The following is a 12,908-nucleotide window of genomic DNA, read 5'->3' on the forward strand; positions in this document are numbered from 1 at the left end:
AAGTGCTGATTTCGGTATACAGTTGAGACAAGATCTTATTATTCACACTTTAAAGGAGGTTTCCTATGAAACTGTTAGCGATTACATCTTGTCCGAACGGTATTGCCCATACGTATATGGCAGCGGAAAATCTGCAAAAAGCTGCAGACAGAATGGGCGTCAGCATCAAAGTTGAGACCCAGGGGGGAATTGGTGTCGAAAATAAGCTAACCGAAGAGGAAATTCGCGAAGCGGACGCAATCATTATTGCTGCAGACCGCTCGGTAAACAAAGACCGGTTTATAGGCAAAAAACTGCTATCTGTCGGGGTACAGGACGGTATCCGCAAACCGGAAGAATTGATTCAAACCGCTCTTAACGGGGATATACCGGTCTATCGTTCCGCTGCAAAATCGGAATCTGGCAATCACCAGGAGAAGAAGCAAAATCCTATTTACCGTCATTTAATGAACGGCGTTTCATTTATGGTTCCTTTCATTGTCGTCGGCGGATTATTGATAGCGGTTGCATTAACGCTTGGAGGGGAGAAAACACCTAAAGGCTTAGTTATTCCGGATGACTCCTTCTGGGAAACGATTGAACAGATCGGCAGTGCTTCATTTTCATTTATGATTCCGATTTTAGCCGGCTATATCGCCTATAGCATCGCTGATAAACCGGGTCTTGTGCCAGGGATGATCGGTGGATATATTGCGGCGACTGGCAGTTTTTATGACAGCGCAAGCGGCGCCGGATTCCTTGGGGGAATCATTGCCGGATTTTTGGCCGGATATGCTGCACTATGGATAAAAAAAGTAAAGGTGCCAAAAGCCATCCAACCGATTATGCCGATTATTATTATTCCGGTATTTGCATCTCTGATTGTAGGTTTAGCGTTTGTATTTTTGATCGGTGCGCCTGTAGCTCAAATTTTCACCTCATTAACGGTTTGGCTGGCGGGAATGAAAGGGTCGAGCTCGATCCTTCTGGCATTGATTTTAGGTGCGATGATCTCATTTGATATGGGCGGTCCCGTAAATAAGGTCGCATTTCTGTTTGGATCGGCAATGATTGGAGAAGGAAATTATGAAATTATGGGACCAATTGCTGTCGCCATTTGTATCCCGCCGATTGGCCTTGGCATTGCGACGTTTTTAGGAAAAAGAAAATTCGAGACATCCCAAAGAGAAATGGGGAAAGCGGCATTTACGATGGGGCTCTTCGGTATTACTGAAGGAGCGATTCCATTTGCGGCGCAGGACCCTCTGCGCGTCATTCCAAGTATTATGGCAGGCTCAATGACAGGTTCTGTGATAGCCATGATTGGCAATGTGGGGGACAGAGTGGCACACGGCGGACCTATTGTTGCAGTGCTTGGCGCAGTTGATCATGTCTTGATGTTTTTTATTGCTGTGATTGCAGGTTGCCTAGTCACCGCTCTGTTCGTCAATGTCCTAAAAAAAGATATTACGGCGTCTCCTGTGCTCAGTGAAACTGCACCGCCCTCCGCGCAAAGTGAAGCTGCGGCAGCAAATGAAATAAAGCAGCCAATTCAAGTCGAAAGCCCAAAAGCTGAGATGGCGGAGATAAAAAAATTGACAGACATTATCAGCCCGGAATTAATTGAACCAAATTTATCGGGTGAAACCAGGGATGACATCATTGAGGAAATGATTCAAAAATTGTCCCGCAGAGGTGCGCTGCTTTCAGAGAGCGGGTTTAAACAATCCATTTTGAAGCGTGAACAACAGGGAACAACGGCGATTGGCATGAATATTGCTATTCCGCACGGAAAGTCTGAGGCGGTCAGGGAGCCAAGTGTTGCCTTTGGAATCAAACGATCAGGCGTTGACTGGAACAGCCTGGATGGATCAGAAGCTAAATTAATCTTTATGATTGCTGTACCAAAAGAAAGCGGAGGGAACCAGCATCTGAAAATATTGCAGATGCTATCTCGAAAGCTAATGGATGACAATTATAGGAAGCGACTGCTCTCCGTGCAAACAACAGAAGAGGCATACAAACTGCTGGAAGAAATCGAATAAAGCGGGGGGATTTTCATGACGATTGAACCGTTATTTTTCAAGCCTGTTTTCAAAGAAAGAATTTGGGGCGGAACCGCTTTAGCTGATTTTGGCTATACCATTCCGTCACAACGAACAGGGGAGTGCTGGGCTTTTGCCGCGCATCAAAACGGTCAAAGCGTTGTTCAAAACGGAATGTATAAGGGGCTCACGCTCAGCGAATTATGGGAACATCACAGACATTTATTTGGACAGCTTGAAGGGGACCGTTTTCCTCTGCTTACAAAAATATTAGATGCTGACCAGGACTTATCTGTTCAGGTGCATCCCAATGATGAATTTGCCAAAATACATGAAAACGGTGAGCTTGGAAAAACTGAATGCTGGTACATTATTGATTGCGAAAAAGATGCAGAGATTATTTACGGCCACAATGCAAAAACAAAGGAAGAACTAATTGCCATGATAGAGCGTGGAGAATGGGATGAGCTCTTGCGCCGAGTAAGGGTAAAGCCGGGGGACTTTTTCTATGTGCCAAGCGGCACTGTTCATGCGATTGGAAAAGGGATTCTGGCTTTAGAGACGCAGCAGAATTCAGACACAACCTACAGATTATATGATTATGACCGAAAAGATGAAGAAGGCAAGCTGCGCGAGCTTCACCTGGAAAAGAGCATCGAAGTGATAGAGATCCCGTCTATTCCAGAGCGGCAAACGGTTCATCATGAACAAATTGAGGACTTGCTTACAACGACATTCGTTGAATGCGCTTACTTTTCGGTGGGGAAATGGAACTTATCAGGATCAGCAAGCTTAAAGCAGCAAAAACCATTCCTTCTTATCAGTGTGATTGAAGGGGAGGGCCGTATGATCTCTGGTGAATATGTCTATCCCTTCAAAAAAGGAGATCATATGTTGCTGCCTCATGGTTTTGGAGAATTTAAACTTGAGGGGTATGCCGAATGTATCGTCTCCCATCTGTAACATGGCAGGGCTTGAGAAATACATTTGCGAGTGAAGACGCCTATTCGCTAGCAATGATCTAAATCAAATAAGAGTTTAATAGTCGGAGAAGAAATGCTACACTATTTTCTGTATATGGTAAAGAATGAAAAAACACGATTCGGTTGGTAGTCCGGATGCATGATTGATCATGTCAGTAACCTTCCCCTCCTCGGGATGTCCATCATTCTTTCGTATCTTTTATGAGGAGGGAATCGTTATGAAATTAACGGTTTACTATGATGGTCAGTTTTGGGTAGGCGTTGTTGAAACTGTGAACAATGGAAAGCTAAGAGCCTTTCGTCATCTTTTTGGCAAAGAGCCGAAGGATTCTGAAGTGTTGGCGTTTGTTCATAACCAACTCTTGAATATGATGGCCCAAACAGAGCAGGAAGGAGTTCGTTTACAAGGCAGACGTCAGAAAAAGATCAATCCAAAAAGATTGCAGCGTCAGGTTTCAAAAGAAGTGAAAAATGCCGGAGTAACTTCAAAAGCTCAAGAGGCAATAAAACTAGAACTTGATGCAAGAAAGCAAAAGAAAAAACAAATAACGAAAGAGCAACGAGAACATGTAAAAGAGCAGAGGTATATGCTCAAAAAGCAAAAAGCGAAAAAGAAGCACAGAGGTAAATAATCCAGCAAAAGCAGGCACTGAGCCTGCTTTTGTAATTACGCCTCTACTTTGTAACATATATCCAATGCATATAATCCGCTGATTTATGATCCAATGTGAACCCTAGCTTCTCCAAAGTTTTTTGTGATCCTAGATTATCATGTTCACATCTTGCGGTAATCCGGTTCACTGCTTCTTGGCTTAATGCCCAGTTTATTAGTTCTTGGCAGGCTTCCACACAATAACCTTTGCGGCGATGACTTTTATTTGTCGCAAAACCGATTTCAATTACGCCATTCTCGTCTGGGTCACCTAAAAATCCAGTTCCTCCAACAATTTCATGACTGTCCTTCTTTACAATAATCCATGAATCAAATCCGTTTGTTCCATTGTTTTTCACTAAAATTTCACGGAAATAAGGTATCGCTTCAAAAAAATCATAATTTGGCCATTCACCATTTGTTTCATATCCTAAGTCTTTGATCGCCTGATGATCTTGTTTAGACGCTGCGTCAAGAAGTGGAATATCAATCGTTTGTAATCGTAATCGATTCGTTTCAAGGAGAACCATATATCTAATCCTCTTTTCTTTTTACTGGGAATAATGATAACATATAACAATTTTTTCTGGTACCTTGGCAGTAGAAAAAGATGAGGAACTTGAGGGGGATTGATAGGTGAGAGCTAGCCCAAACCAAAATGGGTAGGAAAACGCTGAGGTCAAAGTGTTCCTACCCGTTTTTCTGTGCTGAATGCAGGGTTTCTGATAACATGTTGTGCTACCTTTTCGCAATCAAATAAAGCGATAGGGCTCTTTGGGTTTGAACAGGATTATGAATGATAATGACCCATTGGTTTCTTCGTCTTGGAAAGCTTGCTACCGCATACAATGGAGCAGTATCCCGCGGAGTGAACCCGCCATTTACCACATTGATATCCCTTCCTTCAAGATGACAAACTAGGTATTCGCCTGGATTGATGACCTGCTGGTTCGTCCATGCATAAGAATAAAAGCCGTCGCCGAGATCCTCGGAGGAAGATGGGGGGATAATGCCGTCTACAGTCAATGTGATTTCTCTTCTTCGCTGTCTTTCTGAAAAGTCTGGATTTCTTTGAGGTGTATGAGTATGTGAAAAGTAAGGAATTAACGCAGGACCATACAAGTAATGATACAAAGCAACCACTCCTTATTTTTACATTCATACAAATTGTATGTGGTTGTCATTCGTTCATTCCTGTTTTGTTTCATGTTGATTAATAATGAGCTATAGGAATCCAGGTTAATCAATTTGTCCTTTCGTTGATTCAATGCTAGTAACCTTGAAAATGCAGGTTAGGATGATAGAATTTACATATTAACTGCAAAAAAGAAGATTACATTTATTTTGATAGCGGGTGAAAACGATGGCGAAAAAAATGGCAAAAACAAATGCGGTTCGTCTAATTGAACAGCAGAACATTTCTTATGAGTTATTAGGGTATAAAACAGACGGCCAGCCTGTAGATGGCATCTCTGTTTCGGAGAAAATCGGTTATCCTTTGGAGTATGTATATAAAACATTGGTGGCAGCAGCAGGAACTAATCAATATTATGTCTTTGTTGTACCTGTAGCAGAAGAGTTAGATGTAAAAAAGGCAGCAAAGGTGACAGGGGAAAAGAAAATAGAGATGATTGCAATGAAGGAGCTATTAGGGGTAACTGGCTATCTTCGCGGCGGCTGTTCACCCATTGGCATGAAAAAATTGTTCCCGACCTATATTGACGCATCTGCAGAAACGCTTGATTTTATCATTGTCAGTGCAGGGAAAATCGGTATGCAGATAAAGTTGGCGCCGCAAGATTTAGCCAAATCATGTGATGCCGAATTTGCAGAAATTGTATAGCAGATATAGGGTAAACGAAAAAGCTTAGTCGTATCGATTAAGCTTTTTCCGCATCCCTTTCAAATATGATTTCAAAATAAGCAGCTGCCCCATACCCATCTATACTGGGCGCGAAAATCTGAACGAATCTCCAGCCTCTTTTCGCATAATCATGGATGATTTGCTGGTAGTCTTCTTTAGGCCTTCTTCTCATCGTACTCAGCTCAACTCTTACGAATTCATATTCTTTCATCATTTGATCCCTCCTATTAGGATATACGGAAGATTGAGCAAGAAGTTCCGAAAACCTCAGGGATTATTAACATGAATCTCTTGCTTATTGCATTTGACTGAGTATATAAGTAAAAAAAGAGCGGCCAGAACATATAAGAAAGAGATGATCATTAACGTACTCATTACAGGGTAGTGTTTAGCGGAGTAGATGAAAAAATCAAGCTGTGAAATTTGTTTGTGGCTGCTGACGGTATCCATTCCATTAAGCAGTTTTGAGATTTTAGCAGTATAGTTCCAATCAAATCGATCTGAAACAAGCTCGCTTCCTTGATACCAATTAACAGCGGCTAAAAACAGAAATACCATAATAGAAAATCCAAGCTGAACAACTAAAAATATTCCCTTCACTTTTGTGTGACCTCCAAATCTAAATATGGGAAAATCAAACAATATATTACCACCCTCTGGGTTATTCTTGCAATTTCTCTTTCACGCAACTCGAACGTAAGTCTATTTTTTTATTTGTGTTTGGATTATAATACCTGATGATGGAAAAAGCGTTCGGGTTTATGGATTGGAGAATCATATATTAGCGATTTTACTTATGTACTTTAGTAACACCCGAAAGTAGGCTGGGGGACGGCAGTCTTTTTGCTAATTGTTACTGAATTTTTAAATGTTCGTATTGATAGTAGGAGAAAGTACAGAAGCAGACGGTTCGTCCTTTTCTCCGCTTCGTCTATCGCAAAAGATCTGTTTAATCACTGAACGGTTTTCATCTGTTTTGCTGAACTTTGCAATGGGCTGCAAAAAAACATCAACATGCAACGATGGCGACATGTTTCATATTTGGCTGACTGACCTGATCATTTATTTTGCTTTTAAGTCATCCTATTCAAGAAAGCGATGGTATTTCATGAACAAAGAAACTCTAAAAAACATACTCATGATTTTTTCAATATGCGCAACCCTCCGAGAAACCGATGGCTTGCGCATTGCTGATAGCTGGATTTTGAGTGAAATCGTACGGTTTTTGATTTGCATGGCAGTGTTTTTTGCTGTGACATTTCTATTAGAGGCTGTCTTTCCAAACAAAAAAGAGTCACATTAATGTGTGGCTCTTTTTGCATCATCTGATCAGAAACATCACAAATGAATCGATCATCATTATGAAGAACAGCAAACAAAAATAAATGAGCGAGTAGACAAACATATCCTTCGCCCACTTCACGTCATCGTCTGTTTTGAATCCCTTGATGCTTTTTTTGATCCATATGCCCCCAAGAACCAAGGCGGCTAAGAAATAAAATGGGCTCATATGGCCAGTGCCGAGAGAAAAAGGGAATAATAGCGTGATCGGCACCAGAACGGCAATATATTGCATCATTTTTATTTTTGTTACATGATTGCCTTTGACTACAGGCAAAAGCGGAACGCCAGCCGCACGATATTCCTCTTTGCGTCTTATCCCAATCGCCCAGAAATGCGGGGGCTGCCACAGAAACATAATCGTGTACAACAGCACTGCTGCCATACTGAGATCTCCGGTTACGGCACAATACCCCATCAATGGCGGCGCAGCTCCAGGAAAGCTCCCGACAAATGTGCTCCACACAGACGTTCGTTTCACCCATACTGTATAGATGATCGCATAAAAAATAAAGGAGGCCAGTCCGAGAAGGGCCGTTAATGGATTGAGGGAATAAAGCATGGCTAGACCTGCGATTCCTAACACAGTGCCATATGTTAGGATCATGGCTGGCGGCATTTTTCCTGTGACCGAGGCCCTGCTGCGAGTGCGTGCCATTTTTGCATCCATATGCCGATCAAAATAGTTGTTATAGACAGTGCCGGAAGCCATCACAAACGCTGTTCCCAACATTGCTGTCACCATTGTCATCAAAAAAGCCATTCCGGTTAATTGTTTTTCTGCGCTTGCAAACGCGATCCAAAATCCGCCAAAGGCTGCTATCGAGTTTGATATGATAATGCCGGGTTTTGCAAGTTTGATAAAATCGTAAATGGTTACCCGGTTCGAAGCTTTTATGTATTTCGTTTCAGATATGGCTGCCGAATCTCTTGTATTCCCCAAAAAATAGACGCCTCCCCCAAAACTGCATGCTTTAGTTATCGTAACAAGAGGGCTATGGAATCACAATTGTTTCCTATATTTGTCATGATATTGTCATTTTTAATAAAAAAAATGGGGAGCTGGACTGCCCCCATTTTGGCAAGCGACGCTTAATATCCGTAACCGCCGCCGAATCCTCCGCCATAACCTCCGCCGAATCCTCCGCCATAACCTCCGCCGTAACCGTACCAAGGGTAGTAAGGCCGCGGGCGCGGGTAATAGTAAGGCGGACGCGGATAAAACGGATAGTACGGTCTTGGATAATAATAAGGCGGATAAAATGGCGGTCTCGGACGCGGATAAAAATAAGGCTGTCTCTCATCATAAGGTGTCATTTGTTCAAATAGCTGTTCATTCAAAGGATAATCCAAGAGGAAAACCTCCCTGCTTTTTTTATTCCTTTTACCATATTCTTGATGCTTAAGTTGGGTGTATGTACATTCATGAAACCCGGTTTATTTTATGACGAAATTCCTTAAAAAGGATTGACATGAACTTCTAAATCTCATAGTATTACAAATGTGAAATAAATGTTACTGAAATATTACAAGAGTGTTTCTAAATAGATACAGTTCTAACTGATGAAGAATAAATCGAAATGGCTACGAAAGAAGGAGTTTTTGTTGTTAGTAAAAAGAATCAAATGGTTTCATGTATTAATAGCAGTTGTAATTGTGGTGGGCCTTATTGGCTTTTTCCATAATCATTCGTTGAAAAAAGAAACGGTCATGAATAAAGTAAGAACTGATTCTCAGTATGGGAATGTTGAGATCGCAACACTAGTCAATGACGGGAAAACGTTTAATTACGCGGTAAACTATCCCGTTTTCAAAAATAAAAAAATGGATTCGGTATTAAAAAGATTCGCAGAAAAAGAGGTTCGCCAATTTCAAAAGGAAACAAAAAACGTTGACCAAGAGCATACGACTAAGCGCAACGAATTAAATGTTGATTATAAAATTGTCCATTATGCCAAACAGACAGTGGCGATTGTATTTAATGAATATAAATATATCGGGGGCGCACACGGTCAAACCGTGAAAAAAACGTTTAACTATGATTTTAGTAAACAAGCGTTTCTTTCCATTGATGATATTTTCAAAGAGGATGCTGACTACTTACACAAGCTTTCGTTAATCGCTTATCACGAGCTGAAAAAGAATAAGGACATTGCAGCGGATGATGCGCTGTTAAAGGAAGGGACGGCTCCGAAAAAAGAAAACTTCAGCCGGTTTGCCATCAAGGAAGATTATATCGAACTTTACTTTGATACATATCAGGTTGCAGCAGGCTATCTTGGAGAGCAATCAATTGCCATTAAGAAAAGTCTTTTGAAAGACATTCTGAAAGAACAATATATTGATAAAGCAAAAAATAAAAATAAAATCAAAGAACAAAAGCCGAAGCATGAAGTGATTTCTTTACCCAAAGAGGAAACGGTTGATCCAAATCAAAAAGTCATTGCACTTACTTTCGATGACGGGCCGAATCCTGCGACAACAAATCAGATTCTGGATTCCTTGAAGAAATATAAGGGGCATGCCACGTTTTTTGTTTTGGGGAGCAGGGTTCAATATTATCCGGAAACGCTAATCAGAATGCTGAAAGAAGGAAATGAGGTGGGGAACCATTCGTGGAGCCACCCGCTTCTCACAAGGCTTCCAGTGAAAGAAGCGCTAAAGCAGATCAATGACACGCAAGACATCATTGAAAAAATAAGCGGGTACCGCCCGACGCTTGTAAGACCCCCATACGGCGGCATTAATGATGAGCTGCGGAGTCAAATGAAAATGGATGTCGCATTATGGGACGTTGACCCGGAAGATTGGAAAGACCGTAACAAAAAAACAATCGTTGACCGTGTCATGAGCCAGGCGGGAGATGGAAGAACCATCTTGATTCACGATATTTACCGCACCTCTGCTGATGCGGCCGATGAAATTATGAAAAAGCTCACCGATCAAGGTTATCAATTGGTGACAGTTTCTCAGCTTGAAGAGGTTAAAAAACAAAGAGAAGCAAATCAGTAGGAAAAGGCTGCCCGTATGGACAGCCTTTTTTCTATTTAATAAGAGCCTGTGGTGGCCCAAACATTCAAGTTCGGCCCTGAATACTTGCCGAAAGCGTAAGAAGTCCTTGGATCTAAATCATATACCATCGGTGTATAACAAGATTTTTGGCCGGCGACCGCTTTTCCGTTGCCGCCTGCAGAATCACAGTTATATCTTTTTCCGTCCGTGTTCCGGGTAATCTCCGCATTTGCTTCAAAGCCTGACGTCAATGTATTATTCATCGTGATTTTTGCCCAAGCCGTTTTACATGTACTGCTGAACTTAAGCTCGACTACTCCAATGACTTGATTGCTGGCATTCACTAAGTTTGAGGATTTTTTTGTAGAGCCGCTGGACGCACAATCATTGTAATAAGGGCTTTTTCCATCGTAGGCATGGGTTTCCGCATTGGCGGGTACACCTTTGACGGCAAAAACAAATACTACTGCGAATAACACCAATGAAGCCTTCGTAAATAGTCTTTTCATATCCTTTATGACCTCCTTAATATGGCAAACAATAAATCATACGGAGGAACAATCAAAACATGCATGCTTTTTTGTGAACAATAAAGGCGGCCGGGAGGATGGAGTTCTTGGCCGCCTTTGGTGTGAGGTTATGCTTTTACATCAATGGTTTGTCCGAGAGTCGGGTGCTGAATAATCTTTAAGGTTTGATCGGCATTTTGCTGGGCGGTGTCCAGCATTTTTTTCGTTAAAGCGATATTTACATTCTGGGCAAGGGATGCTTGATGCATCGCAACCGATAAAGCAGGAATATCCATGGGTTCCACCTCCTATGCCTTACCTATCGGCGGGTTTGTATCATTTTACAGTGAAAAATGGCTTAATTTCTCCTGTTGACCCTTACGCTGCGTCATACCGTATGTTTTTGACAAGGAGGGATCAAGATGAATCTTGTCATGGAAAAGACCTTTGAGCAATACGAAAAGCTGTTTTCAATGGAAGAACAAAAAAGAAAGGATGAATTTCGGTATACGATGATGAGGCCGTTTGAAAAGATGTGGGCCGCCATCCATGTTCCGTTGAAAGCGAAGGAGCCAAACGGCTATGATGTGATGATGGCTGCGAAAATGCTTGGCTATTTGGATGTCCGTGATGTTGAAATCGGGCAGAAAGCGTTGCGAATACTGAAGGAATCACATGCTTCAGAGACAGCGGAATCTGCACTTCGGCAATGCATCCTTTTTGCTGAGCGCGAACAGCTGCGGGTGAATGCAGAGGAGATCAAATTCGGCCTTTATATCGCCGATCCAAATAAGCTTCAGCTGCAAAAAGGCTACTGCGGGTTTGGCGGGATACCGGGCTTTATTCATGTATGGATTCATCCGAACAGTTATAACCTGCCAAGGATTCCTTCCATTATTGCTCATGAGTTTCATCATAATTTGCGGTTTTCGTATACTGATTTTGATCATGGCTCTGTAAGTGTCGGGGATTATCTTGTGATTGAAGGATTGGCCGAATCATTCGCCCGAGAGCTATTTGGCACAGAACGATTGGGCCCTTGGATAACTCGTTTTGATCATGAGGATTTGCAATATTCCATTGATGTGATCAATGAGGTGCTGGATGTGAAAGGCTTTTCGGAAGTCAGCCGTTATATGTTTGGTGATCCAATTGCTAAAGACCAAGGTTTTAAGCCTACAGGTTTATCGGCTTTTGCAGGTTATGCGGTTGGATATCATGCCGTTCAGTCATTTATGAATCAACATCATATCACGATAAGCGAGGCCACACGTTTGGATGCGAAGACCATTCTTTCTCAATGCGGGCTGTTTTCTACATGAAAAAAGCGTCACATACAGCGGCGCTTTTTGATTCCCAAAACGAGCAGTTCAATGGCGGCACAGGCTGCAATTCCAATTGTATATGCTTCGATATCGCTCCATAAAAAACCGTACCCCAGTACAAGCCCGCCAAGAGAAGTATCCCTAATCTGGTCGATCCATTCGGCATGATAGAGCTGGCTGAATTCAATGACAAAACAGAAAGAAAGACTGATAATGCCCGTTTTCATTGTCTTCAGCTTCCGAAATAGAAATCCGCATCCCGTAAAGATCATGGCGGCCCACAGCGAGTCTCCCAGATAAGTATTGAGGGAATCAGGAAGAGCACTGGCGAATGCTCTGGATCCAAGCCCGAGCCCCATGATCAGTATGGTGAAAGCTGCATATATCCATCGATTTCGCTTCATTGCGAATTGATACCCCGTCTCTTCTTCATCTCCCTGTATTGTAAGAAATATATCTTTTATTTGTCCACTAAAAAAGCGGCTGGATTAGCCGCGTAGGGTGTTTATTTTGCTTTTAGGTTTACATGGTCGGCTGTCTGATCCATGCCTATTACAAAATGAAGTTCATAGCGGCCTGTGTCATATACATAGTCGATTTCATCGGTAAACGGGACGGTCAACACTCGATTCGCTGGGCCTAATTGCTTCTGCAGCACTCCCGGCGTAACACCGCCTAAATTCAGATGCCGTTCCACACCGGTTCCAAAATAGCGGATTTCTGAAATAGTCATGTCTTTATGATAGGAAAATCCGTAGCCCGGCTGCCCCATATTCCAGTGATATAAATCAAATCGATTGTCTCCCCCGACTGGTCTTTCCGGTTCCCCAAACGCAGCATGGACATCTCCTTTTGTGCTTTTGTTAATGGTAAGGCCTTGCGCCTGCTGAGGCATTTCTCCTTTGTAGGCGGTGTTGTAAAGGTTTTTGACAAGCTCAGCGGCTGATTGGTTTGTGTTTTCATAGAGTGTATTTGTTTGAGCTGCGGCCTTTGCCGGTGCTGAAAAGGACGCAGCCCCAAAGCCGGTAAAACAGCTTGTTACTGCTGCCGCCGCGGTTATAGCAGACATTGTCTTTTTCATGTTAATCCCTCCTTATTCATCTACCATTCCGTTTCCCCGTGTTTTTGCAACAAAACATGTGAGTGCGCTTTGTATGTTTTATTGAGTTGTTGTAAGGGAACTGAAATAGGTAATTCG

15 protein-coding genes and 1 pseudogene are annotated in these 12,908 nt (G+C 42.3%); 6 read left to right on the forward strand and 10 right to left on the reverse strand.

All coding sequences use genetic code 11. The features are described from left to right. Positions 1-65 precede the first annotated feature (65 nt). From manP to MY9_RS06665, 3 genes are all read left to right on the forward strand, one after another. On the forward strand, positions 66-2,024 hold the full coding sequence (gene manP / locus MY9_RS06655) for a PTS mannose transporter subunit IIABC (protein WP_014663581.1): 1,959 nt from the start codon (positions 66-68) through the stop codon (positions 2,022-2,024). A gap of 15 nt (positions 2,025-2,039) precedes the next feature. Continuing rightward, entirely contained in the window at positions 2,040-2,987 is a 948-nt protein-coding gene (manA, locus tag MY9_RS06660) for a mannose-6-phosphate isomerase, class I (protein WP_014663582.1), read from the forward strand. A gap of 169 nt (positions 2,988-3,156) precedes the next feature. Further along, positions 3,157-3,639, forward strand: coding sequence for a YjdF family protein (locus MY9_RS06665; protein ID WP_081483611.1), 483 nt, complete (start codon positions 3,157-3,159; stop codon positions 3,637-3,639). Between the two features lie 43 nt (positions 3,640-3,682). On the opposite strand, the gene MY9_RS06670 is transcribed toward MY9_RS06665, so the two are convergent. Both MY9_RS06670 and MY9_RS06675 read right to left on the reverse strand, forming a co-directional pair. Then, positions 3,683-4,189, reverse strand: coding sequence for a GNAT family N-acetyltransferase (locus MY9_RS06670; RefSeq protein ID WP_014663584.1), 507 nt, complete (start codon positions 4,187-4,189; stop codon positions 3,683-3,685). Between the two features lie 208 nt (positions 4,190-4,397). Next, a complete protein-coding gene (locus MY9_RS06675) occupies positions 4,398-4,793 on the reverse strand; it encodes a hypothetical protein (protein ID WP_040083415.1) in 396 nt (131 codons plus the stop codon). A 229-nt stretch (positions 4,794-5,022) separates the two neighbouring features. On the opposite strand from MY9_RS06675, the gene ybaK reads away from it, so the two are divergent. Then, positions 5,023-5,502: a Cys-tRNA(Pro) deacylase gene (gene ybaK / locus MY9_RS06680; protein WP_014663586.1), complete on the forward strand. Its 480-nt coding sequence runs from the start codon at positions 5,023-5,025 to the stop codon at positions 5,500-5,502. A gap of 37 nt (positions 5,503-5,539) precedes the next feature. Here ybaK and MY9_RS06685 read toward each other — a convergent pair whose 3' ends face one another. The 4 genes and pseudogenes from MY9_RS06685 to MY9_RS06705 all read right to left on the reverse strand — a co-directional run bounded on the left by MY9_RS06685 (position 5,540) and on the right by MY9_RS06705 (position 8,217). Further along, positions 5,540-5,734 (reverse strand): DUF4177 domain-containing protein, encoded by a 195-nt coding sequence (locus MY9_RS06685; RefSeq protein WP_003232825.1) that lies wholly within the window; start codon positions 5,732-5,734, stop codon positions 5,540-5,542. Positions 5,735-5,790: 56 nt separating this feature from the next. Next, a complete protein-coding gene (locus MY9_RS06690) occupies positions 5,791-6,123 on the reverse strand; it encodes a YjdJ family protein (RefSeq protein ID WP_014663588.1) in 333 nt (110 codons plus the stop codon). A gap of 721 nt (positions 6,124-6,844) precedes the next feature. Then, positions 6,845-7,835: pseudogene (cyoE, locus tag MY9_RS06700) on the reverse strand (heme o synthase). Positions 7,836-7,956: 121 nt separating this feature from the next. Further along, positions 7,957-8,217: a hypothetical protein gene (locus tag MY9_RS06705; RefSeq protein ID WP_014663591.1), complete on the reverse strand. Its 261-nt coding sequence runs from the start codon at positions 8,215-8,217 to the stop codon at positions 7,957-7,959. Positions 8,218-8,469: 252 nt separating this feature from the next. Between MY9_RS06705 and pdaC the strand changes: the two genes are divergently transcribed. Next, positions 8,470-9,876: a peptidoglycan-N-acetylmuramic acid deacetylase PdaC gene (pdaC, locus tag MY9_RS06710; protein WP_014663592.1), complete on the forward strand. Its 1,407-nt coding sequence runs from the start codon at positions 8,470-8,472 to the stop codon at positions 9,874-9,876. Positions 9,877-9,911: 35 nt separating this feature from the next. Here the strand turns inward: pdaC and MY9_RS06715 are convergent, their stop codons facing one another. Together MY9_RS06715 and MY9_RS06720 are read right to left on the reverse strand one after the other, a co-directional pair. Next, positions 9,912-10,385 (reverse strand): YjfA family protein, encoded by a 474-nt coding sequence (locus MY9_RS06715; RefSeq protein WP_014663593.1) that lies wholly within the window; start codon positions 10,383-10,385, stop codon positions 9,912-9,914. Between the two features lie 128 nt (positions 10,386-10,513). Beyond that, the gene (locus MY9_RS06720) at positions 10,514-10,681 is read right to left on the reverse strand and encodes a YjfB family protein (protein WP_014663594.1); all 168 of its coding nucleotides are present in this window, start codon (positions 10,679-10,681) and stop codon (positions 10,514-10,516) included. Between the two features lie 126 nt (positions 10,682-10,807). Between MY9_RS06720 and MY9_RS06730 the strand changes: the two genes are divergently transcribed. After that, positions 10,808-11,707: a DUF2268 domain-containing protein gene (locus tag MY9_RS06730; RefSeq protein ID WP_014663595.1), complete on the forward strand. Its 900-nt coding sequence runs from the start codon at positions 10,808-10,810 to the stop codon at positions 11,705-11,707. Positions 11,708-11,715: 8 nt separating this feature from the next. Here the strand turns inward: MY9_RS06730 and MY9_RS06735 are convergent, their stop codons facing one another. Further along, positions 11,716-12,114 carry a ribosomal maturation YjgA family protein gene (locus MY9_RS06735; protein WP_014663596.1) on the reverse strand — a complete coding sequence of 133 codons (399 nt, stop codon included), beginning with the start codon at positions 12,112-12,114 and terminating at the stop codon, positions 11,716-11,718. Between the two features lie 101 nt (positions 12,115-12,215). Then, positions 12,216-12,791, reverse strand: a complete 576-nt coding sequence (locus MY9_RS06740; protein ID WP_014663597.1) for a YjgB family protein — start codon at positions 12,789-12,791, stop codon at positions 12,216-12,218. Positions 12,792-12,908 lie beyond the last annotated feature (117 nt).

The organism is Bacillus sp. JS, from assembly GCF_000259365.1.
In the GTDB taxonomy this organism is placed as follows: domain Bacteria; phylum Bacillota; class Bacilli; order Bacillales; family Bacillaceae; genus Bacillus; species Bacillus stercoris.